This window comes from Zwartia sp. (assembly GCF_049655405.1).
GTDB lineage: Bacteria > Pseudomonadota > Gammaproteobacteria > Burkholderiales > Burkholderiaceae_B > Zwartia.
In genome coordinates this window covers 266,469-289,086 of sequence record NZ_JBASJR010000008.1, presented here as the reverse complement: position 1 = coordinate 289,086, position 22,618 = coordinate 266,469, and the positions used below count along the sequence as shown (strand labels likewise).

Sequence of the window (22,618 nt, the reverse complement as noted above, 5' to 3'; positions counted from 1 at the left end):
CCTAGTCTTTGGAGCCCCGCCTTTTTTTATCCCTTCGAGAATGTGCTCGCATTCAGTGATAATCACTTTGGGTCTGGCTGGTCCTATATTTTATTCAGGTTTGCGGGATTGCAGCGCGAATACGCTTATCTAGCTTGGTTCATTGCTGGAAATCTACTTAACTTTTGGGTGACATACTACGTTTTTAGACGGCTTGGATTTTCAATTCTTGCCGCGGGCGTTGGCGCCTTTGTATTCACGTTTGCATTGCCCGCATTACCAAAAGAAGCACATGCTCAGCTGACCTATCGTTTTGCAGTACCACTTGCTTTTTTAGCTATGTATCAATTTTTACAGAGCAAAAATATTTTTGTTTTTGTCAGAGTTGTCTTTTGGCTATTGATTCAGTTTTTGTGTTCGATTTACCTCGGAGTATTTCTAATTTATCTATTAGGAATCATGACGCTGGTATGGATTTTGACTAAAAAGGAATTTTTATTTAGCAATTGGCAAACAGGTCAATCGTATTCAAAAACGGCAATTGGTATTTCATGCATTTATATATTTCTTTTATGCAGTGCAATTTTTTCCTTGCTGTATCAATATCAAATCGTCTCATTGGAGTATGGCTTTAATCGCTCAGTGGGCGAAATAAAGTCAATGATCCCAACGCTATCGAGTTACTTGATTGCTGACGGTTCCCTTTTAACTAAATGGATCGGCCAATCATTTGCTCACGTTCCAATGCGGCATGAACATCAAATGTTTATTGGCCTTGGAATTTCGCTAGTGGGAATGCTCGGTATCTATTACATATATGTAGGGACCGTGCATCAGCAATTAGGTCGAATTTCAGCATGGATACTTTTTGGCTTGATTGTTTTGACGTTTTCTATCAATGGATACTCTATTTATAGAGTGCTGCTGTATTTGCCGGGCGTGGGCTCTGTTCGAGCCTTATCTAGAATTGTCTTAATCATGTTGTTGCCGCTAGGTATTATTGCCGCAATCGCAATAGATGGTGTGCAGCAAAGATTTCAAACATGGCAAACACGATGGGCGATGCTGGTTGCCCTTGTGTTAATGGTTATTGTCGAGCCGATTTTTTATCAACCGTACAGCACAGGCATCAGTAAATGGGTGGATCGACAAAATGATCTCAAAGCACGCTTACCCGCATACGATTTGAAAGATCCTATTATCTTTGTCACGGGCAATCCAAATGATCCACACATTCAGGCGGTTGAGTTGGATGGAATGATTTTTGCACAAGATAGACATCTGCCTACGCTGAATGGTTATTCTGGCAATGTTCCACCCGGCTATCTAGACCCCTTGCCATGCATCAGTTTTCAAAATCGGTTGAATAGTTATTTTGATTTGTTTAAACAATCAAATCTGAACAATGATTCGTTAGCTAACCGTGTCGTCGTAGTGCCTCTCTTTCCTTGCGCGGGTGCTTTTACCTTGGCAACAAATAAAACGATTAATGCGGAGTTAGCATCAAAAATTAGACTCAGCATACACGCCGAGGTTAAAACTCCAGATTTGCTGATTACTGTCACGATAGAAAATGCTTCTGACGAAATTTTGAGTACCTTGTCTACCAAAGGACCCATCAGACTGTCTTGGCGTTTGATTCCAATTGATACAGAGGGCCAGCGCAAGGAAAATCCAGAATGGATCGAGCGTAAAGGTCTGAATTTTGCGCTTAGGCCTGGACAAAAAGAGATAGAAGCACTCAAAATTGCTTTGCCGACTCAGGCCGGTCGATACCAGTTAGAAGTGAGTATGGTTCAGGATGGAGTGGCCTGGTTTCATGATTTAGATATGGCTGTCCCAAAACATTTGGTGGAGGTATCTCGATGAACCTATTCGCTAGGTATCTATAATATTGAAATGTTGGGACATTCATTTTTTCAACGCTGCTGAGGCTGACAGGGTTGACCGATTATTGGTTAAAAGTAGATTCTTATGAAAATTTTAGTCGTTGGTGCTGGTTATGTCGGTCTAGTGACCGCAGCGTGTCTTTCCAGTAAAGACAATACAGTCGTCTGCGTTGACACAGACCCTTCAAAGATTGCACGTCTTGAAAAAGGCGTCATTCCGATCTATGAGCCCGGTCTGAAAGAAGTGGTTGATGCATCGATCGCCAGCGAACGCTTGAAATTTGCAGAAGGCATCAAAGCAGGCTTTGCTCGTCTGGGTTCGGATGCTAACGTGCCAACGCTGGTTTTTATCGCTGTGGGTACCCCGCAGGGCGAGGATGGCTCCGCCGACTTGCGCTATGTGTTGGCCGCGGCAAAAGAAATCGGTCAAGCATTGACGGGTCCTGCCATCATCATCAATAAATCAACAGTTCCGGTCGGTACGGCCGACCTCGTGAAAGGTGAAGTCGCTTGGCAATTGTTCCAGCGCAAGTGTTTCATCGAGTTCGATGTCGCGAGCAATCCTGAGTTTCTGAAAGAAGGCGCTGCGATTGATGACTTCTTTAACCCGGATCGTATTGTGATCGGTACTGAGTCCGAAAAAACACGCGAGCAAATGCTCAAACTCTACAAACCCTATGTCAAGCAGGAGAGTCAGTTACTCACCGTTGGCGTAAAAGAGGCAGAGCTGATCAAGTATGCCTCCAATGCCATGCTCGCCACGCGCATTTCGTTCATGAACGAAATCGCGAACGTATGTGATCGTTTTGGTATTAACGTAGAAGACGTCCGCATGGGCATGGGCACCGACTCACGGATTGGCCCCGCCTTTTTGCGTCCAGGCTGTGGTTATGGCGGTTCGTGCTTCCCTAAAGATGTACAGGCGTTGGTGCGTATTGCCCAGAGCGTGGGTGTCGATCCCATCGTCTTAAATGGTGTTGAGGCACGTAATAAAAAGCAAAAACAGTATTTGTTTGAGCAGATCACGGCCAAGATGGGTAAAGATCTCGACGGTCGCCATATCTGCGTCTGGGGGCTTGCATTCAAACCCGACACAGACGATATGCGTGAAGCCTCTTCGATCGACTTGATTCGTGCACTGTGCGCCGCAGGGGCCACCGTGACCGCGCATGATCCTGTGGCGAAAGAGGTCGCAGAGCATGTCTTTGCTGATTTGTTGCGCAACTCAAAGTTGGTGCTGGTAGATGATGAAGTGCAGGCCGCACAAAACGCCGACGCTGTTGTCTTGGTCACTGAGTGGGCGCAATACAAAAAGATTGATTTCAAGCAAGTTAAACAAGCCGTGCGTCAGCCTGTGATTTTTGATGGCCGTAACCATCTGGATCCGGCTGCCTTAAAAGCCCTTGGCTTTACGTATTCCGGTGTGGGGCGCGCTTGATCATGAAAAAGATATTAGTGACCGGTGGCGCTGGATTTTTAGGATCGCATTTATGCGATCGCCTGATCGAGCAAGGTCACCAAGTCATATGCTTGGATAGTTTGTTTACAGGAAGTCAAAAAAACATAGAAGGGTTGCTTAAACACCCCAACTTCACCTTCATCAAACAAGATGTGGTTGATCCTATCAATATCGAAAACGTTGACGAGATCTACAACCTGGCCTGTCCGGCTTCTCCGGTGCATTATCAGTTTGACCCCATCCACACGATGAAAACCTCGGTGATGGGTGCGCTGAATGTGCTCGAGCTTGCCAGAAAAACCGGCGCAAAAGTCTTTCAGGCATCGACCTCTGAGGTCTATGGCGATCCGTCCGTTCATCCTCAACCCGAAGAGTACTGGGGTAATGTCAACACGATAGGTATTCGTAGCTGTTACGACGAAGGTAAGCGTGCGGCCGAAACGCTATTTTTTGATTACCAGCGCGTGCATGGCGTCAAAATCAAAGTTGTCCGAATATTCAATACCTACGGTCCTCGTATGGCCGCGGATGATGGTCGTGTCGTGAGTAACTTCATCGTACAAGCACTAAAAGGTCAGGGCTTGACCGTTTATGGTGATGGTTCGCAGACACGCAGTTTTTGCTACGCCGACGATCTGGTTTCAGGTTTTATGCGCTTGATGAATGCAAGCGATGAGGTCGTGGGTCCAATCAATATGGGCAATCCAGGCGAATTCACCATGATCGAGTTGGCAGAGAAAGTGCTGCGTTTGACAGGCTCGGCAAGCAAGTTGATTCATATGCCTTTGCCACAAGATGATCCCAAGCAGCGTCGTCCGGACATCACCAAGGCCAAGCAATTGTTGAACTGGGAGCCTACCATTGCTCTAGAGCAAGGCCTTGAGCGCACAATCGCTTATTTTAGAAAGGTTGTCACGCAATGACACTCACCGCTGCCAATATGACGGATTCGCGCTTTGCGGTCGTGATGCCGATCTACGAAGATCAAGAGGCATCCACCAGGCTCTTTAGAGAGCTTTTCGCAGAGTATGGAGATCGTGTCTATGTGGTGGCAGTGGATGATGGATCGATCCATCAGCCGGTTCATATTGAAGCGCTTCAAAGTAATGGTTTGAATGGCGTTGTGATTCAATTAAAGCGAAATGTGGGTCATCAGCGCGCGATCGCGATCGGTATTAATTATGTGGCAGACCACTTCCCCGACATGCCATGTACGGTCGTGATGGATTCAGATGGCGAAGATACACCTCAATCCATTCGTGAATTAGTCACTCCCATGCAGTCGCCAAATATCGATGTGGTCGTGGCGCAGCGCAAAAGTCGTGTCGAAACGTTTCGTTTCAAGGCCTTTTATCTGATTTATAAATTATTGTTTCAGTTTTTAACCGGGCGGAAAATCAGCTTCGGTAATTTTATGGCGCTCAAGCCTGCCGCACTTAAACGACTCGCGGCAATGCAAGAACTGTGGATGCATGTAGCGAGTTGTGTGCTGACATCAAAACTGCGCGTTCAAACATTACCTGTTGATCGTGGACCAAGGTATGCAGGTAAAAGCAAAATGAATTTTGTAGGTTTAGCGCTGCATGGATTTAGGGCGCTGATGGTTTTTGCAGAAGATGTATTGGTCAGAGTCGGAATAATTTGCGCCTTAGTTGCAGTTGCAACAGTTTTGGCGAGTGCGATAGCCATTGGGCTCAAATTAGCAGGCTTTGCAACGCCTGGTTGGTTTTCAGTTGCGCTAGGCATCTTGCTGCTAGTGTTTTTACAAACAGGTGCCTTGACCTTGATGACGCTCATGCTGACGGGGGTTGTTCGCTCGGGGGCACCTAATCAGATTGACTATCGCGCATTCATTGAAGACATCAAACATGCCAAATAGTCATCCCTCTTATACGTTGACGGCCAGGCTAAATAGTCAACTAACACGATACATTATTAATGGACTAGTTGCGACAGTCATTCATTTTCTGGTTTTAACGTTCAATTTAAAAGTACTCGAATGGAATTCTGCAGGTGTTGCAAATTTCATTGCTGCTATCTTTGGTATTTCCGTATCGTTCATTGGCAGCAGATATTATGTTTTTAATGGCTCGCTAGAACCTTTAGTCAAACAACTTTATCGGTTCATGATTTTGTATGCAGCGATCGCAATTTTGCATGGGCTACTTATGTATGTGTGGGTGGATCTTTACTTGCAAAACTACATGATTGGTTTCGTGATTGCAACGGCAATGCAAGTAGCATGCAGCTATATTGGAAATAAAGTGCTGGTGTTTAAAGTATGAAATACATCAAACTTCTTTGCAGTACATTTTGTTTTGGCTTATTGCTGTTAGTCACTTATTACATCCATGTTAGATTTTTTAAGGTGGGCGTTGTTTTTTATAGCGCGCTATTTGATGCGGTGATTGCATCTATTCTGGCTTTAATTATTGTTAATAGCTTGAAGTGGTTTAGAGGTTTTACATCATTTGAAAAATTACAACTTCTGTTGATCTGGCTTTTGTTGGGATATTCTTTTGCTATTTCCGTTCCAACGGTCATTGATCGATCTTTGTCTTTTTATATTTTAGAAAAGATGCAGCAGCGCGGGGGCGGGATCAAGCTTGCGGATTTTGATCAGGTCTTTACGCAGGAATACGTTAAAGAGCACCGATTAGTGGACGTTCGTCTGACAGAGCAACAACAGTCAGGAACTATTATCATTAAAGACGGCTGCGTGAAATTGACTGATTGGGGGCAAACACTGGCGACGAGTAGTCGTTTTTTTAGAAATCACTTTTTACCCAAACAGCGTTTGTTGATGGGTACTTACTCTGATGATTTGACGGATCCCTTTAGAAACAGTCCTGCCAAAGTCGACTATATCTGTCAGTAGCTTGGTTATTCAACGCGTCAAATATGTCGTTAAAAAATTAATGGTTTACTGTAGCGGACTCAATTTGGATGCCAAGTCTTCGGCCGTCCGCATTGATATTTAAATTTCTGGGGATAAAGCATCTCTCCAGGCGGAGTTCAGCCCGATATTCCTCATCGTCAGCAACAGCACCTCGATCAAAATTAATTGATATTTGATAAGGGCCATCCTTATTAAATAGTATTTGGGATGACTGAATGCGTCGCGATTGACCATGCATGATATTTAGGTCAGCTGCTAAGGGTCGTTTTGTTACGTAGGGCTGTGTCCCTTTGATGTTGAGTGTGATGCCTCTCGCACCTTGAGGAATTGCAACGTTGAATACACCAGAGGTCCAGCCGTCGGCGTCTAGCTTGCGTTCTTTGAAACATTGCACGTCTTTCAGGAAAGGTACGGATCGGAATGAAGTATAAATTTCTCGAAAAGCCGAAATCATTACAAAAATAGTGAATATAGCAATCAGATAGGGATGCTTGAGGAGTTTTACTTTAGCTGAGCTTGCCGAGAACTTCGGCTCTTTGTTATTAGAGTAAAAGTCGGCTGACCTTGCTGAAGTTTGTTCGCCTTTTAGGCATGCGTACATCAGACCGATAAAGCAAGCGGCTATAAAAAGGTTGTCACGTACAAGCATGGAGTGCGCAAAAATATTACCTAAAAAAAGTGCCCCAAGTGCTACGCCTGCCGGGATGAGCAGCCGTCTATTTTCAATGCGAAAGAGAGGATAAAAAATCAGAAGAGCATAGACCGCTATACCAACAAGGCCTGTTTCCGCGAGTGTTTGCAGAAAATAATTATGTGCATTTTCACCATTTTGGTTGATGCTTAAATAATAAGAATTTGTCAAAGCATGATCGGCGGACTGGCGATAAAACTCACTTTGACCGAGACCTAGGATTGGATAAAGTGCAAAAAACTTAAGTGCGGCCAGATACACTTCTGGACGATATGACAATTTAAAATTAATAGCATCAAGATCCGGTAGTTCAAAATAACGAGTGAGTTTCGCTAGGCTAGAAACCCATGCATCGTGGAAAAAAACTACACTTAAAATCACTACTACAAAGAAGAAAACTGCGGGTTTGAGAACGGGCAACAGTAAACGTGAACGTCTAAACATCCAGATAGAAAAAATAAAAACTAGAGAAATAACAGCGACCGTAAAATTTGATTTCGATTTACTCAAAAATAAAGCAATCCAAAATACGGGAATGCAGGACAAAATAAATAACTTGGATTGGATGCTTTTGGCGTAATACAAATACCCCCACAGTCCGATCGCTCCAATCAGCATTTGGCCGGCAAATGCATGAATGTCGTGTTGAAAGCCTAATGCCATATACCCAAAGCGATCAACGCGAAAGTTGATCTGATCGAGTGATAAGCCCATCCCGTATTTCGACTGTTTAAAGCCTACATATGCAGCGATCAGCAAACTTATGATCAGGGGCTTGAAAATGTATTCATTACGGTTATGTAATGATGTCAGCGCAGTGATGACAATATAAATGAGTGAGGCTGCGCAGCCAAACACCACCCAATCCACTAAAGGTCTGTAATCATCATGCCAGCCGATGGACCTTAAATGCAGTACGTTATAGAGCAAACTAGAGAGCTGAAACGGTGAGGCAGTTTGGTGAAGATTGCGCGCGATTGCTAAGAAAACGGATGCCGTTAAAACGAGCATCAAAAGACCTAACTGCCATGGGAAAGAGGATTTAACGCTTATTTTTTTATTTGTTAACCACTGATTGACAAGCCCACCTAGAAAAAGGCCAGCCACTAAATCTAAGCCACTATTATGCAAAGAGAGAATTCGACCGTAACCAAAATGCTGCTGAATTTGCCATGCAAGATTCGGGAGTAGCGGAAGCGCGAAGACGCAAGCAATGATTCCCCATCGAAGATTGATCGTCGACACGATGAACGAAAAGGCCAAACACAGAGCTGGTATCGTGATGCGGTAAAAGGGATCTAAGCCCTTTAATGACTCAAACTGATTGAAAACAATAATGAAAGAGACGAGTAACGAGATTGCAAAGCCTAGGTTTGCGCAAGACTTTTTAAGTATGTATCCCTTACTCATAGACATCTGCATCCGCCAATCGAGAGCCACGACGATCTTTGTCCGTCAGAATGGGCTCGTTCTCCTCGGGCCACTGAATGGATATTGCCGGATCATTCCATAGCAGGCAGCGCTCATCTGGGTGTGAATAATAGTCCGTCGTTTTATACAAAAAATCTGCTTCATCACTCAGCACCAAAAAACCGTGCGCAAATCCCGGTGGTATCCAGAGCTGACGATGATTTTGATCACTTAGGTGCACCCCCGTCCATTTTCCAAACTCTGGATGGTGGCGCTGCAGATTAACGGTCACGTCATAGACCTCACCCTTCACGACGCGCACTAACTTTCCTTGGGCGTGTTGTATTTGATAATGCAACCCCCGAAGCACCCCTTTTTTACTCTGGCTGTGATTGTCCTGAACGAATGTCGGATTTAATCCTGTAGCAGTCACAAAATCTTGCTGGTTAAAGCTTTCATAAAAGAATCCTCTGTCATCCTTGATCACTTTGGGTTCAAGGATGAGAACACCAGATAAAGAAGTAGGTGTGACGTGATAAGGCAATCTGGACTCCGAAAACGTGAAGGAATTTAGGCTCGTGATTTAAGGAGCCGCATCAAATATTGACCATAGTTTGTCTTTATAAATGGCTGCGCCAAATTTTCTAATTGTTCTTCATCAATCCACTTTTGTGCAAATGCGATTTCTTCAGGACATGCGACTTGTAAGCCTTGTCTTTTTTGTAAGGTTGCGATGAAGCTCGACGCCTCCAACAAACTATCGTGGGTGCCTGTGTCCAACCAGGCAAATCCTCTTCCCATGATCTCAACATTGAGCATCTCCAACTCAAGATAGCGTTGATTGACATCGGTGATCTCTAGTTCGCCACGTGCACTGGGTTTCACAGTTGCAGCAATGTCGCAGACTTGATTGTCGTAAAAGTAAAGCCCTGTGACGGCGTAGTTACTTTTAGGCTGTGCGGGTTTCTCTTCAATGCTGAGTGCTTTTTGAGCTGCATCAAAGTCCACGACACCGTAACGCTGAGGATCTGGGACGTGATAAGCAAATACTGTAGCTTGATCTGCTGTTTGATCTGCATGTTTTAGTTTACGAACTAAGTCATGTCCATAAAATATGTTGTCTCCTAGAACAAGAGTGCTAGGATGATGATTAATAAAGTGTCGGCCGATAATGAATGCCTGTGCAAGCCCGTCAGGACTCGGCTGAACGGCATACTCGATTTGCATTCCCCATTGCGACCCATCGCCGAGTAGCTCAGCAAATCGTGGCGTATCCTTAGGTGTTGAAATAATCAATACCTCTTTTATTCCCGTCAACATCAAGGTTGAAAGCGGGTAATAAATCATCGGTTTGTCGTAAACCGGTAATAACTGTTTTGATATAGATTGCGTTGCTGGATAGAGTCGAGTACCCGAGCCACCGGCTAAAATTAGACCTTTACGTGATGTGTGCATATTTTTCTAAATTGTTAGACGATGCGAATGAAGTCGAGTTTCGCTATTGTATTCACATGACAAGGGGTAAATCGATCTTTAAAGGCAGGGCGTTTAATGTTTTTACTGATCCCGTCAAACTCAAGGTCCCTGACAATCGAACAGATACAATCTAGTCATGACAGATATTTCAATCGCTTATATCGTTTTTAATCGTCCCCGCCACACGAGAGAAACCTTTCAGGCTATTCGTGCCGCCCGTCCGGCGCGTTTATTTATTATCGCTGATGGTCCTCGTCCAGGGCATCCCACGGATGAGGAGCGGTGTCTGGCTGTGCGTGAAGTCGTTTCTCAGATCGACTGGCCCTGTGAGGTACAGCGAAATTATGCGGATCAAAATTTAGGATTAAAAAAACGCGTATCTAGCGGACTAGACTGGGTATTTAGTCAGGTTGAGAGCGCAATCATTCTGGAGGATGATTGTCTGCCACATCCCGATTTTTTCCCTTTCTGCCAAGACTTGCTTGAGCGTTATAAAGACGATGATCGCGTCTGGACCATTACCGGTAATAACAACCAGAATGGTAAAAAAAGAAGCAATGACGCCTATTATTTTTCAAAATATGGTCATTGCTGGGGCTGGGCGACCTGGCGACGAGCGTGGGCACAATATGACGGTGACATCACGTTTTGGCCTGAGTGGAAACTTTCTCAGGATTGGCGTAACAAGGTCCCTGACCCTTATGAGCAAGCGTATTGGATTGATATATTTGATCGTATTTATCTTAAAAAAATTGATTCTTGGGCGTACCCCTGGATGACTTGCCTCTGGTATCACGGGGGGCTGACCGCTACACCGCGTGTCAATCTTGTGACCAATATCGGTGTGGGTCCTGATAGCACGCACACATTGGCGGATGAGGATCAACCAGGTGTGCCTGTTAAGCCGCTGGGTCCAATCACGCATCCACCTGAGGTCACGCAACATCTAAAAGCGGATCAGTATGTGTTTGATCATCTGTTGGGTGGCTTGTACATGAAATTTCCTCGTACCTTATTGAAATTTCCAATTCGCGTGAAAAATAAACTCATCAGAATGTGGAAAGGTCAGCCTTAGCCGGATGACAATGCGATCGGTCAATATGCCACTCAAAAAAAATGCGGTCGTCATTCCGATTTATCAGACGTCCTTAAGTCCTGAGGAAATGTTTTCTATCAGTAATGCTGCGCGTGTTTTAGCTAAACACGATTTATATTTTGTCGGTCCTGAAAAACTTGAAGTATTTCTAGCAGGCCTTTCAGCCCAGTTTGGTAGATCGATTGGCTATAAAACTTTTCCAGATCATTACTTTGCTGGCATTGATGGCTACAACCGCCTGATGATGTCCAGCATGTTTTATCGGATTTTTATCGATTATCAGTACGTTTTGATTGCACAGACAGATTCTTTAGTATTTAGGGACGAACTCGATGCTTGGGCAGCTAAGGGCTTCTCTTATATTGGTGCCCCCTGGTTTGTGGGATACACGCAGCCGACCAAACCCTTGCAGTTAGATTGCGTTGGAAATGGTGGATTTTCATTGAGGAGCATCCCGGATTTCCTTAGGGTTCTCGAGCGCCCTAGGCTATTTAAAAACACACTCATGGAGTCCTGGCCCGGTAGTTGGATCTCAAATACTTATCGCTACCTCAAGGATTACCATTCTTTTGTGTATAAAAACTTCCAGATCAATATTGATGTCAATGAGGACTTGTTTTGGAGTCTCTTTGTCGCGCCGCGATGCGCGTTTTTTACTGTCCCTAAAGCAGTCGAGGCCATCGCATTTGCCTTTGAAGCACACCCCGAGTATTTGTTTGAACTGAATCAGCACCAGCTTCCCTTTGGATGCCACGCCTGGCAGCGTTATAATCCTGAATTTTGGCAACGTATGTTTGAGAAAAATGGGCTCATACAAGATTTAATGAAATCTCAATAAAATCAATAGCCTAGCGACGATTTTTCATCGTTATAAAGAATAGTTGTCGTGTTATGATTCAAGGCTAATCTAATGCACGTTTTTGAGTGCACATTGATCCCTTAAAGGCTCAAAAATAGTGCTTTTTGCCATACCTCATCTTGCGCTCACTACAGCGGGCTTGACCTCCTTCGCAATATGCTTGGCCATTATCTGGACAAAGCACTTGCATGGTGCACACACTCTGGACTCTGAGTCGGGCGTGCAAAAAATACATGAGGAACCTACCCCTCGGATCGGTGGATTAGCGATCTTGATCGGTTTAGTGGTCGGCTTTTTTTTTGCTCCGCCCGAGGTGGCCGTTGTTTTAGGTCCAATTTTGCTTGCTTCATTACCAGCCTTTCTGGCCGGTGTGATAGAGGATGTTTTCAAGCGCGGTCGTGTCACAGAACGATTGCTTGCAACCTTTGCGAGTGGCGTCTTAGCTTGGTGGTTAACAGGCGATAGCCTGACACGCATTGGCATAGGCGGTGTGGATTGGTTATTGGCGATTACACCCGTATCTGTTTTGTTTACTGCTTTTGCAGTAGGCGGAGTGGCCAATGCCATCAATATTATTGACGGGTTAAATGGTTTGGCGAGCGGGATTGTTTTGCTGTGTATGTCTACGCTCGGTCTGATCGCCTTTTTGGCAGGCGACGCCGAAATGGCTAAGATATGTTTTATATTGGGTGGTGCAACGTTTGGTTTCCTGCTGATTAACTATCCTTATGGCAAGATTTTTATGGGGGATGGCGGAGCTTACTTGCTAGGGTTCTTATTGGGTTGGGTTGCGGTGATGGTCGCAATGAGAAACCCCTCGGTATCCCCTTGGGCACCTTTGTTGGCCTGCGGGTATCCGATCATTGAGGTGTTGTTTTCTATGGCGCGACGTAGGGCGCGCGCGTTAAAATTAGGCCATCCGGATAGGTTGCATCTCCATAGCTTGATCTGGGCGCGCGTCACTCGCAAGTGGCTTGCTGGGCGTTCTCCCATTGTTCAAAATGCAGCGGTTTTACCCATTATGTTGCTGTATGCACTGATTCCTGCCGCCATGTCGATTGTGTTTCGCAAAAGTGCGACGATGCTAATTATTAGTTTTTTTGTGTGCGTATTTATTTATGCGCTCATCTATGCTCGGTTAGTGCACTTTCGCTGGACGATGCCCTCGCTTGAACTAAGAAAAGTTTCGGGTTAATGCAAATTATTTATGTACTTCGAGCATTAACTATTAATTATTACGAACCAAATTAAAAATACCTACGATCATGGCGATACAACAAGCAATGCCAAAGATATATGTTGCGGGACACCGTGGAATGGTTGGCTCGGCCATCGTACGTAATTTGATTGCAAAAGGACATGACCCGAGTCGGATCATTGGACGCACGCATGCAGAGCTAGATCTGACTGATCAAGCCGCAGTCAGACAATTTTTCGCGATTGAAAAGCCAGATCAGGTTTATTTGGCTGCTGCGAGAGTCGGCGGTATACATGCCAACAATACCTACCCTGCTGAATTCATCTACGACAATTTGATGGTGCAGGCAAACGTCATCGATGCAGCCTTTAGAAATGGCGTCAAAAAATTATTATTTTTAGGTAGTAGCTGTATTTATCCAAAGTTGGCACCACAGCCAATGTCGGAAAATGCACTGTTGACAGGTTTTTTAGAGCCAACAAACGAGCCTTATGCCGTTGCCAAGATCGCCGGCATCAAGATTTGCGAAAGCTACAACCGTCAGTACGGCACCGAACACGGTGTGGACTATCGCTCGGTGATGCCTACAAACCTGTACGGCCCTGGCGATAACTATCATCCTGAAAACTCGCACGTCATTCCTGCGCTCATTCGCCGATTTCACGAGGCAAAAGTGAATAAAACACCCACTGTCACGATCTGGGGATCTGGCAAGCCCTACCGTGAGTTTTTGTTTGTGGATGATATGGCCTCCGCAAGTGTATATGTGATGAACTTGCCTAAAGCTCAGTACGAAGAGCATACAAAGCCAATGCAAAGCCATATTAATGTGGGTTATGGGTCAGACATCACCATTGCGCAACTTGCGCAGACGGTAGGGAAGGTCATCGGATATACGGGGCAAATAGACTTTGACTCAACCAAGCCAGATGGCGCACCACGAAAACTGATGAATAGCACCTTGCTAAAAACCTTAGGCTGGAATCCGAGTATAGATATCGAAGAAGGGTTGAGCATTGCTTACCAAGACTATTTAAAAAAAGTGCTTGAGTAATTGGCTGGAGCTAATTACGCAGGCAATCATTTAGGTCAATAGTGAATATTGTTTCAGGCGTCGTTCTACCATTTAAGCAACTCTACAAAATCTTGCCTCAGTCCAGCAAGAGAGGTTTGCCATTTGTCGTTTTTGTTAGTTTGATTGCTGCCATCTTTGAGACCGCGAGTGTTGCATCAATCTTGCCATTTATGGCGATCGTGATGGATCCTAGCATTTTGTCAAAGTATCAGTGGCTAGACCAATCACTGAAGCTCTTAAATATACAGACGCAACAAGGCGCAGTCATTGGCGCAGGTGTTTTGACAGTGACAGTGCTTGCAATCGGTAACATGGTGACCGCTGCGAACCTTTGGGTGCAGACTCATTATTTGGCGCTTGCACGCAAAGAACTCTCTTCAGAGTTATTCACAGGTTATCTATATCTCCCGTATTCATTTCATGTGCAAAGAGACACTACGTCCTTGAGCAGAGTCATCGGTGGCGATGTGGAATCCGCTTTGGGCGGCTTTTTAGCCTCTCTATTGGCTGTCGTTTCAAAAGGACTCAGCGGTCTTGTCCTGATCAGCCTCATTATTTTTGTTGATCCGACTGTCGCTCTTGGAACGGTTTTGGTACTTGGTTGTGGTTATATGTTTGTTTATCGATTGATTCGCGCCAGGCAGGTGCGGCTTGGCGCAAAAATGATCGAAGCGAGCTTGACCGTTGGGCGCACGACATTAGAAGGTTTGCACGGTGTTAAAGAACTGCGCGTATTGGGGCGAGAGTCTGCCTCAACTGCAGAATTCAAGCAGTCATTTTCAGCGCTCACAGAGACACAAGCATCGAATCAGTTGGCCTCTGCCTTGCCAAGATATGTCATCGAAGTGTTTGCGTATGCAGGTATCGTGGCGGTCACACTTGCTTTTGTTTTAAAGGGCGAGGGGACTGCAGCGATTCCTTCACTAGCACTCTATGCATTAGCCGGAAATAGATTGGTTCCCATATTCCAGCAGTTTTTTGCATCGGCCATTACGATCAAGTATCACACGCGGGCAGTCGAATCGCTGGAGGCGGATCTGGCGGTTGTTCGAAACAGCACAAGTCGAAACTTCATTGAACAAGACCAGACCCTTGTGTTTAAAAAGGAGATCATGCTTGAAAATCTGACGTTCCAGTATCCCTCTGCGAATAGACCTGCATTAAATCAAGTCTCGCTGACGATCCCGCAAAATCAAAGTATCGGGTTAGTGGGTAGAACGGGGTCGGGAAAAACAACGCTCGCGGATGTGATACTAGGTCTTTATCCCCCTGCCAGTGGAACCATCTCAGTGGATGGGGTGAGTCTGGTGGAGTCCAATGAACGTGCCTGGCGCAAACGGGTCGGATACGTTCCGCAGAACGTATTTCTCACCAATGCTTCTGTTGCACGCAATATTGCACTTGGTATAGCAGAGGGCCAAATTGATCACGCTGCGGTCAAACTTGCGGCGCAAATGGCGCAGGCAGAGGAATTCATTTCACAGCTTCCTAATGGTTATGACACCATGGTGGGCGAACGCGGCGTGAAGTTATCGGGGGGCCAGCGTCAGCGACTCGGTATCGCTCGTGCGCTTTATCACAATCCCGATGTTCTCGTCTTTGACGAGGCGACGAGCGCACTGGATGGCATGACCGAAGATGCCGTGATGCAGGCAGTACAGAGCTTGAGTGCAGAGCGGACAATGATTCTGATTGCTCACCGCTTAAGGACTGTGCAGGCATGTCATCGAATTGTGATGCTAGAGGCAGGTCGAGTTGTTGCAGATGGTACTTATGATGAATTGATGCGTTCCTCTGCTGCGTTTAAGCAATTGGCCGGTCAGGCTGCGGAACAACCCTCCACGACGCTTCACGCTCAAGAGTAAATGTGATGCTGAATGCACCGATTGCCTTCATCATATTCAACCGCCCTCGTCATACGAGGCAAAGCTTTGAGGCGATACGCGCCCAGCGCCCCTCTAAGCTTCTCATTATTGCTGACGGTCCAAGGCCGGGGCATCCAACAGACTTTGATCGCTGCCGTGAGACTAGAGAAGTTGTGGCAAACATTGATTGGCCCTGCGAAGTTTTACGTCATTATTCTGATGATAATATGGGCTGTAAATTACGTGTCAGCTCTGGTCTGGATTGGGTATTTAGCCAAGTTGAGCGTGCAATCATCCTTGAAGATGATTGCATTCCACACGAAGATTTTTTCTCGTACTGCGATGCCTTATTAGACCGCTATGAAAATGATTCTCGTGTATGGGTCATCACCGGAAACAATTTTCAGCATGGAAAAAAACAAGGCGATGCGTCGTACTATTTTTCAAAATTCAATCATTGCTGGGGTTGGGCGACCTGGCGAAGGGCATGGAAACATTACCGCGTAGATATTCCCTTTTGGCCAGAGTGGGGATCGACAGCAGACTGGCGTAGAAAACTCCCTGACCCCGTCGAGCGGACAGTCTGGTCAGGATTGCTGGATAGAGTCAAGCGCGGTGAAATTGATACTTGGGACTACCAGTGGACAGCTTGCGTCTGGTATCACGGAGGGCTGACCGCTACGCCCAACGTTAATCTTGTCACCAATATTGGCTTTGGACCTGATGCCACACATACGGTGACATCAGGGGATGAAGAAGGTTTGCCAATCTATCCTTTGGGCGAACTGATACATCCCCAAAAGGTTAAACAAAACGTATCGGCAGACCGTCATGTGTTTAACCATAATTTTGGTGGGCTGAATCATCCAGATCGATTCATGAATCGTCTCAAAAAGAGACGAGACCAGTTCCTGCGCTCTCCACAATGGATAGTGAAAAAATTCCGTCAAGTTTTCAATCGGCAGGCTTAGCATGTGCGGAATCATTGGACGCATTCATAAAAGATCATTTGATGCATCAAGCAATGCATCAGATGACGTCCATACATCGCACACGTCACATTGGCCAGCATTACCTGAGAAAGATATTCTCAGACTGTCACATCGTGGACCTGATGGGATAGGGCAGTATTCAGATGAGCATATTCAATTTGGTCATGCAAGGCTATCGATCATTGACCTAAGTGACGCTGGTCACCAGCCGATGCTGAGCCAGGATGGCAGATATGTAGTGACGTATAACGGTGAGATCTACAACCACCTAGAGCTTCGCTCAGAGCTAGAGTCGCTGGGTGAAACGTTTATCAGCCATTCAGATACAGAAGTTTTATTGGTTGCCTATAAAGTCTGGGGCAACAATTGCGTGAAGCGCTTTCGTGGCATGTTTGCTTTTGCCATTTGGGATAGGCAAGAAAAGCTTGTTTATTTAGCAAGAGATCGTTGCGGTGAAAAGCCGCTGTTCTATCATTTCGATCAACAGTCTTTGATTTTTGCTTCTGAGCTCAAAGCGCTGATTCCATTGCTGGATAAACGACCGGAGCTAGATTCATCCGTTGTAGATATGTATCTACATTATCAATATGTTCCTGAACCCTACACCTTATTGCAGGGTGTGCATAAACTCGCTGCAGGTCATTCAGTTTCCCTCCATGTGAAGCAGTGGACGTTCGATCCCCAAGCATATTGGTCTGTAGAGAACGTGATCGATCACATCCCAAGTTCAACAGATTCCAAATTGATTCTCCCGGCCATTCGAGATGCTCTGGAGGATGCGGTCAAAATGACCTTGCGGTCTGATGTCCCGGTAGGGGTTGCTCTATCTGGTGGTATTGACTCAGGCATGATCGCTGCGCTGGCACAAAAAAACTACCCAGAGCCCATGCACGCATTTTGTGTTGGCTATCCCGGCCGACCTGCCTATGATGAGCGTGCGCAGGCTCGCACGTTAGCAGAGTCTTTGGGCATGATTGTTCATGAGGTCGAGTTGCCGGTAGATAGCTTTGTTGATTTTTTTCCAGAGCTCGTCACGGTGATGGATGAACCAATTGCGGATCCTGCTGCCTTTGGCCATTATTCTGTCCCGCGCGCTGCAGCTGATCAGGGTATCAAGGTTTTATTGTCAGGGATTGGTGGTGATGAGGTTTTTTGGGGCTATCCCTATGTGACACAGTCTGTTGAGTTAAATCAGCAGTTGCTGGATCACCCTTCGATCAAGTTTGCAGCGCAGTGGCTGGGTTCGAGCAGCGCACAGCTGTTTTTGAATAAAGTCGCACACTATCCGCATGCCCATCCAACGATCAAGAAATGGGCAGCTATCCTGCAAAAAGTAGGTGATACACACAACCCCTCTGAGCAGTTGATGTATTACATGCTCCATCCGGATTTTGATGGTCCTTTTGCGCTTAAAGCGGAGGTGTATGGGTCTGCGATGCACTCGCTTGGCCCGGATTCGCTTTTCAAGCCGACCGCCATTGGTTTGCGCTCGAGAGAAAAAATCCCCGCTGCAGTCATCCGCATGCTGTTTGATACCTGGTTGACTTCAAACTGTTTGTCGCTAGGTGATCGCGTTGGGATGGCGGTTGGGGTTGAAACTCGGATGCCGTTTTTAGATGCAAAGTTAATTGAGCTCGTGATGCAACTCAGGGCAAACAATCCTGATCATGCACTCGGTCAAAAAGCCTGGCTGCGTGCTGCATTAAAGGGCGTTTTGCCTGATGAGGTGCTCAGTCGATCCAAAGCAGGTTTTCAGCCTCCTTTACATGAGTGGCTTTCCGGAGTGGTTGGCCGTTATGGAGAGATGCTGAGCAACGGGCAACTCGTTCAATCAGGTGTGCTGGCTGCAGATAAAGTCGCACATTTGCTTGAAAACATCGCCAAACGCAATTGGACTGGGTTGTTCTTTACCTACAAGCTGTTGCTGTTGGAGATGTGGTACCAAAGGGTGGTGGCTAGATGAATCCTCTATCCATGAACCAGCCAATATCAGGGTTGCCAAGCATTCTCCTTTACAACCCCATCTCAGGTCATGGCCATCTGGACTCGTGGAATGCGATGTTTGTCTCGATCTTGCTGGATGCAGGATGGCGCGTCAATGCGATGACACCAGACGCACAGGATTTAACACGGCGGCTCAAGTCTAAAAACCAAGTATTCTTAGAAAGACTGTGTGTGTTGGACTGGAATGTGTTACGCCCAAGTTTTGCTCAACGCGTATTAGGCCGTTTACAGAGAATGATCGGTCTCCAATCTCGCGATCAACACGATACAAAAGATTTAGATCCCAGATTTCTGGATCCTGTGGAATTCGGACGTCGTATCAACGCTTCGATCAAAAAATGTAAATGGCCACCTACGTTTGTGTTCAACATGTACATGGATATGTATCCAAGTGACGGGGCGAGATGGTTGCAGTTTGAAAGGTTAAATAAACTGCCATGGGCGGGTATTCGATTTGTACCGACACCTGAGCACTCGGAAATTTATTACAGTCAATCTGCTCTCAAGGGGATGTGTTTCCTAGACGAGAGCGTTTGCGAGCAGGCTCAGCTCGCAATGCCTCGCAAAGTCTTTGGTTACTTGCCTGATATCACTGAAAACGCGTTGCCCTCAACTGAAAGTGCCCTGGTTCGTGAGATCAAGGATAAAGCACGAGGCCGCAAAATCGTATTTATGGGCGGCACGATCGGAGGCAATAAAAATCTTGCATGCTGGTATCAGCTGATTCATCAGGCAGATGCACGAGAGTTTTATTTTGTACAGATTGGAGAAATGTTTGAGGACACCTTAACAAGTGAAGATGTGCGTGAGTTGGCAAAAATCAAAAGACAATGCCCAGAAAATCTCTACATCAAACTTGAGTACTTGCCTGATGAGGCAATGTTTAACGAGGTCATCCAGACAAGCGATATCATTTTTGCTGTCTATCGAAACTTTAAAATCAGTAGCAATATGCCTGGTAAAGCGGCCGCTTTTAGTAAGCCCATCCTTGTCGCTGAAGGATATTTAATGGGCGAGCGCGTTTCACAGTATGGCATTGGCTTGACAGTCCCTGAGCATGACGTTGACGCGATGTTGACTGCCATGACTACCCTCGTTCAAACAGCAGGATCTATGGGAAATCAGTTTGAACATTATCGGCGTGATTTTAGTCTTCAGGCATTGGGCCAGCATCTGATCGGCTTTCTTAAAAAGTGCATGTCAAACGTATGAAGATCCTTCACCTTTCAACGGACGACTTTAGTGGTGGAGCCTCGAGAGCCGCATATCGTTTACATACTGCGCTGTTGCAACATGGTATCGATAGCACCATGCGCGTACTGTCGCATCAGACGGCGAATGACAAGGTTATCGCAGGCCGAGGTCCACGCACTTTTATTGAAAAAGTAAAAGGTCGTATTCAGAAAAAACTACGAGCCTTCACCGAGCGTAACTGGAAAACAGATAACTTGATCATGCACTCGTTTGGTCTGGAGAGCGCAGGGATTGTTGAGGAGATTAATCGTTGCGATGCGGATGTGGTGAATCTGCACTGGATCGTTAATCTGCTTTCGATCGAGGATATTGGGAACATTCGTAAGCCTATTGTTTGGACCCTACATGATATGTGGGCTTTTTGTGGTGGAGAGCACGTCGCGGATGATGACAATGTCTCCAGGTTTAGGGTTGGGTACCTGCCCGATAACAGGCCTGCAGGTGAGTCCGGCCCGGACCTCAATCGTCAGACCTGGGAGTCCAAGAAAAAATGCTGGGTAGATCAGGCATTTAATATCGTGACGCCTGGGCACTGGATGGCGGGTTGTGCAAAAGACAGCGTGCTGTTTCGAGATGCTTCGATCACAGTCATTCCTAATCCAATCGAGATGGAGCATCTTTGGCGACCGATCCCAAAAGACTTTGCACGGCGTGTGTTGGGATTGGATCAAAGCAAGAAATATGTTTTGTCAGGCTCTGCGGGAGGAATGCCTCACCTCAAAGGCGAGGATCTCCTCAAGCAAGCGATGGTCAAGGTGGTTGCAAGTGAACCTGACAACATTGAGTTGTTGATTTTCGGTCAGTATCAACCTGTCACTCATCATGATTGGCCTTGCAAAGTACATTGGCTTGGTCCTGTTCGCGATGACCATGTCATGACATTGATTTACTCTGCAGCAGATGTGATGACGGTCCCATCGAGAGTCGATAATTTACCCAATACTGGAATTGAGGCCCACGCCTGTGGTGTTCCTGTTGTTGCTTTCAATATCGGTGGTCTGCCCGATATCGTTGATCACGAGCAGAGCGGTTGGTTAGCGCCTGCCTTTGACATCGATAGCCTTGCAAAAGGGATGCTTTGGGTACTAAGTGATCCCGTGAGATGGAAACACCTTTCCCATACGGCTCGAAAAATAGCCGAGGCCCGTTTCACACCTACTGTCGTTGTCGAACAGTATTTGCGTACTTACGAGCACGCACTGGTCAGATCGTCACATAGGGAAAATTAAGCGGGATCTTAAAACGTATGAATAAAAACGGATACATCCTGCTCTATAACCCGATTTCAAATGAAGGCCATCTTGACTCCTGGCATGTACTGTTTATTGAGTTAGTATCGAAATCCGGTTTTGGAGTGATTGCTGTTTGCAATGATCCTGAGGGCTTGCGCTTAAAGCTCAAGCACAAGGGCATCTATGAGTCAGATCATCTGGTCGTTTTAGATGCAACGGATCGAACGACAGGCCCTCATTCATTACTTAAAAAGTTTTGGCATAGGGGTAATGCTTTGTATGGCAGGTTGATGTTTCGCCAACGTAAAACATCTCTCGATCCCGTTTTATTCTTTGATCGCGTTAATCAGCTGATCGATAGGTATACGGGACAAATCCGTCTTGTTTTTAATATGTATGTTGATGCCTATCCTTCAGATCCTCAGTATTGGAAAAACCTGAGTTTTTTAAATAGTTTGCCGTGGGTAGGGCTTTGTATTACTCCAGGTGCCCACCCTTCTGAAGGGTACTATGCCCTGCAAACATACAAGGGAACGTGCTTGCTTGATGAGGCTATTTGTAAGACCTATCAGCAGGAAATGCCAGGGCGCATTTTTGAATTTTTACCAGATATCACTGAAATTGCCCTTCCTAAACAACGAAGTGCATTGGCAAACGAAATTCTTTCATTCGCTGCAGGTAGAAAAATCGTTTTTATGGGCGGATCGATTGGCAAACAAAAGAACTTGGCCCGTTGGTATGATTTGATCGGTCATTGTGATCAAAGTCAGTGGTTTTTTGTTCAAATGGGTCGGATTAATACAAACAATCTGACACTTGAGGATGAATCCGCACTAAAAAAAATACAGGACAATCCACTAGAGAATCTGTTTACTTATCCAGAGTATGTGAAAGACGAACGGGTTTTCAATGAAATCATCTCAATTTCGGATGTGATTTTTGCTGTGTACCGTGATTTTGCACGCAGTAGCAATATGCTTTCAAAGGCGGCGTATTTTGAAAAGCCCATACTAGTTGCTGAAAACTGCTTGATGGGGCAACGTGTTCGACGCTACAAGATCGGACTAGAGGTCGATCCAAACGATTCCACCAGTATGTATAGAGGTTTAAAATCTCTCTTGAATCTTGATGGAATTAAGGATAACTTTCATCATTATCGGGTCGATTTCAATGCGCTTGCAGTCCAAAACAAGCTCTCTGAGTTTATTCACGCAAGTTTAAAAAGTTAAACACATAAGGC

Annotated in this window: 19 protein-coding genes; 16 read left to right on the top strand and 3 right to left on the bottom strand. The window is 45.7% G+C overall.

Going from position 1 to position 22,618, the window contains the following annotated elements; translation table 11 throughout:
* The first annotated feature begins 108 nt into the window (after window positions 1–108).
* The 6 genes from WBJ47_RS05310 to WBJ47_RS05285 all read left to right on the top strand — a co-directional run bounded on the left by WBJ47_RS05310 (window position 109) and on the right by WBJ47_RS05285 (window position 6,205).
* Window positions 109–1,848 carry a hypothetical protein gene (locus WBJ47_RS05310; protein ID WP_422243138.1) on the top strand — a complete coding sequence of 580 codons (1,740 nt, stop codon included), beginning with the start codon at window positions 109–111 and terminating at the stop codon, window positions 1,846–1,848.
* A 105-nt stretch (window positions 1,849–1,953) separates the two neighbouring features.
* The gene (locus WBJ47_RS05305; protein WP_422243137.1) at window positions 1,954–3,306 is read left to right on the top strand and encodes a UDP-glucose dehydrogenase family protein; all 1,353 of its coding nucleotides are present in this window, start codon (window positions 1,954–1,956) and stop codon (window positions 3,304–3,306) included.
* Between the two features lie 2 nt (window positions 3,307–3,308).
* A complete protein-coding gene (locus tag WBJ47_RS05300; protein ID WP_422243136.1) occupies window positions 3,309–4,250 on the top strand; it encodes a UDP-glucuronic acid decarboxylase family protein in 942 nt (313 codons plus the stop codon).
* Window positions 4,247–5,206, top strand: a complete 960-nt coding sequence (locus tag WBJ47_RS05295) for a glycosyltransferase (RefSeq protein ID WP_422243135.1) — start codon at window positions 4,247–4,249, stop codon at window positions 5,204–5,206. Before WBJ47_RS05300 ends, WBJ47_RS05295 begins: the two co-directional genes overlap by 4 nt.
* Window positions 5,196–5,612: a GtrA family protein gene (locus tag WBJ47_RS05290; protein ID WP_422243134.1), complete on the top strand. Its 417-nt coding sequence runs from the start codon at window positions 5,196–5,198 to the stop codon at window positions 5,610–5,612. Before WBJ47_RS05295 ends, WBJ47_RS05290 begins: the two co-directional genes overlap by 11 nt.
* Window positions 5,609–6,205, top strand: coding sequence for a hypothetical protein (locus tag WBJ47_RS05285; protein ID WP_422243133.1), 597 nt, complete (start codon window positions 5,609–5,611; stop codon window positions 6,203–6,205). The genes WBJ47_RS05290 and WBJ47_RS05285 overlap by 4 nt, the downstream gene beginning before the upstream one ends.
* Before the next feature lie 37 nt (window positions 6,206–6,242).
* On the opposite strand, the gene WBJ47_RS05280 is transcribed toward WBJ47_RS05285, so the two are convergent.
* From WBJ47_RS05280 to rfbA, 3 genes are read right to left on the bottom strand one after another with little or no spacing between them, the layout of a single operon-like run.
* On the bottom strand, window positions 6,243–8,357 hold the full coding sequence (locus tag WBJ47_RS05280) for an O-antigen ligase family protein (protein ID WP_422243132.1): 2,115 nt from the start codon (window positions 8,355–8,357) through the stop codon (window positions 6,243–6,245).
* On the bottom strand, window positions 8,320–8,871 hold the full coding sequence (gene rfbC, locus WBJ47_RS05275; protein WP_422243131.1) for a dTDP-4-dehydrorhamnose 3,5-epimerase: 552 nt from the start codon (window positions 8,869–8,871) through the stop codon (window positions 8,320–8,322). Before rfbC ends, WBJ47_RS05280 begins: the two co-directional genes overlap by 38 nt.
* A gap of 26 nt (window positions 8,872–8,897) precedes the next feature.
* The gene (gene rfbA / locus WBJ47_RS05270; RefSeq protein WP_422243130.1) at window positions 8,898–9,782 is read right to left on the bottom strand and encodes a glucose-1-phosphate thymidylyltransferase RfbA; all 885 of its coding nucleotides are present in this window, start codon (window positions 9,780–9,782) and stop codon (window positions 8,898–8,900) included.
* A 157-nt stretch (window positions 9,783–9,939) separates the two neighbouring features.
* Here rfbA and WBJ47_RS05265 point away from each other — a divergent pair, with 157 nt between their 5' ends.
* The 10 genes from WBJ47_RS05265 to WBJ47_RS05220 all read left to right on the top strand — a co-directional run bounded on the left by WBJ47_RS05265 (window position 9,940) and on the right by WBJ47_RS05220 (window position 22,607).
* Window positions 9,940–10,878, top strand: a complete 939-nt coding sequence (locus tag WBJ47_RS05265; RefSeq protein WP_290241882.1) for a glycosyltransferase family 2 protein — start codon at window positions 9,940–9,942, stop codon at window positions 10,876–10,878.
* A gap of 25 nt (window positions 10,879–10,903) precedes the next feature.
* Entirely contained in the window at window positions 10,904–11,737 is an 834-nt protein-coding gene (locus WBJ47_RS05260; RefSeq protein WP_422243129.1) for a DUF5672 family protein, read from the top strand.
* A gap of 241 nt (window positions 11,738–11,978) precedes the next feature.
* A complete protein-coding gene (locus WBJ47_RS05255) occupies window positions 11,979–12,953 on the top strand; it encodes an MraY family glycosyltransferase (protein WP_422243128.1) in 975 nt (324 codons plus the stop codon).
* An 88-nt stretch (window positions 12,954–13,041) separates the two neighbouring features.
* Window positions 13,042–14,010, top strand: coding sequence for a GDP-L-fucose synthase (gene fcl, locus WBJ47_RS05250; protein WP_422243127.1), 969 nt, complete (start codon window positions 13,042–13,044; stop codon window positions 14,008–14,010).
* 41 nt (window positions 14,011–14,051) lie between these two features.
* Window positions 14,052–15,896: an ABC transporter ATP-binding protein gene (locus WBJ47_RS05245; RefSeq protein WP_422243126.1), complete on the top strand. Its 1,845-nt coding sequence runs from the start codon at window positions 14,052–14,054 to the stop codon at window positions 15,894–15,896.
* 5 nt (window positions 15,897–15,901) lie between these two features.
* Window positions 15,902–16,867: a glycosyltransferase family 2 protein gene (locus tag WBJ47_RS05240; RefSeq protein ID WP_422243125.1), complete on the top strand. Its 966-nt coding sequence runs from the start codon at window positions 15,902–15,904 to the stop codon at window positions 16,865–16,867.
* Between the two features lies 1 nt (window position 16,868).
* The gene (gene asnB / locus WBJ47_RS05235) at window positions 16,869–18,851 is read left to right on the top strand and encodes an asparagine synthase (glutamine-hydrolyzing) (protein WP_422243124.1); all 1,983 of its coding nucleotides are present in this window, start codon (window positions 16,869–16,871) and stop codon (window positions 18,849–18,851) included.
* A gap of 11 nt (window positions 18,852–18,862) precedes the next feature.
* Window positions 18,863–20,104 (top strand): glycosyltransferase, encoded by a 1,242-nt coding sequence (locus tag WBJ47_RS05230; RefSeq protein ID WP_422243123.1) that lies wholly within the window; start codon window positions 18,863–18,865, stop codon window positions 20,102–20,104.
* Window positions 20,101–21,375: a glycosyltransferase gene (locus WBJ47_RS05225; RefSeq protein ID WP_424585258.1), complete on the top strand. Its 1,275-nt coding sequence runs from the start codon at window positions 20,101–20,103 to the stop codon at window positions 21,373–21,375. Before WBJ47_RS05230 ends, WBJ47_RS05225 begins: the two co-directional genes overlap by 4 nt.
* Before the next feature lie 17 nt (window positions 21,376–21,392).
* Window positions 21,393–22,607: a hypothetical protein gene (locus WBJ47_RS05220; RefSeq protein ID WP_424585257.1), complete on the top strand. Its 1,215-nt coding sequence runs from the start codon at window positions 21,393–21,395 to the stop codon at window positions 22,605–22,607.
* The last annotated feature ends 11 nt before the right edge of the window (window positions 22,608–22,618 follow it).

Coding starts and splice junctions, on each gene's coding strand:
- WBJ47_RS05265 (WP_290241882.1), top strand. CDS start 9,940: ATGACAGATATTTCAATCGCTTATATCGTTTTTAATCGTCCCCGCCAC.
- WBJ47_RS05225 (WP_424585258.1), top strand. CDS start 20,101: ATGAAGATCCTTCACCTTTCAACGGACGACTTTAGTGGTGGAGCCTCG.
- WBJ47_RS05230 (WP_422243123.1), top strand. CDS start 18,863: ATGAACCAGCCAATATCAGGGTTGCCAAGCATTCTCCTTTACAACCCC.
- WBJ47_RS05285 (WP_422243133.1), top strand. CDS start 5,609: ATGAAATACATCAAACTTCTTTGCAGTACATTTTGTTTTGGCTTATTG.
- WBJ47_RS05295 (WP_422243135.1), top strand. CDS start 4,247: ATGACACTCACCGCTGCCAATATGACGGATTCGCGCTTTGCGGTCGTG.
- WBJ47_RS05240 (WP_422243125.1), top strand. CDS start 15,902: ATGCTGAATGCACCGATTGCCTTCATCATATTCAACCGCCCTCGTCAT.
- WBJ47_RS05290 (WP_422243134.1), top strand. CDS start 5,196: ATGCCAAATAGTCATCCCTCTTATACGTTGACGGCCAGGCTAAATAGT.
- asnB (WP_422243124.1), top strand. CDS start 16,869: ATGTGCGGAATCATTGGACGCATTCATAAAAGATCATTTGATGCATCA.
- WBJ47_RS05305 (WP_422243137.1), top strand. CDS start 1,954: ATGAAAATTTTAGTCGTTGGTGCTGGTTATGTCGGTCTAGTGACCGCA.
- rfbA (WP_422243130.1), bottom strand. CDS start 9,782: ATGCACACATCACGTAAAGGTCTAATTTTAGCCGGTGGCTCGGGTACT.
- fcl (WP_422243127.1), top strand. CDS start 13,042: ATGCCAAAGATATATGTTGCGGGACACCGTGGAATGGTTGGCTCGGCC.
- WBJ47_RS05300 (WP_422243136.1), top strand. CDS start 3,309: ATGAAAAAGATATTAGTGACCGGTGGCGCTGGATTTTTAGGATCGCAT.
- WBJ47_RS05220 (WP_424585257.1), top strand. CDS start 21,393: ATGAATAAAAACGGATACATCCTGCTCTATAACCCGATTTCAAATGAA.
- WBJ47_RS05260 (WP_422243129.1), top strand. CDS start 10,904: ATGCCACTCAAAAAAAATGCGGTCGTCATTCCGATTTATCAGACGTCC.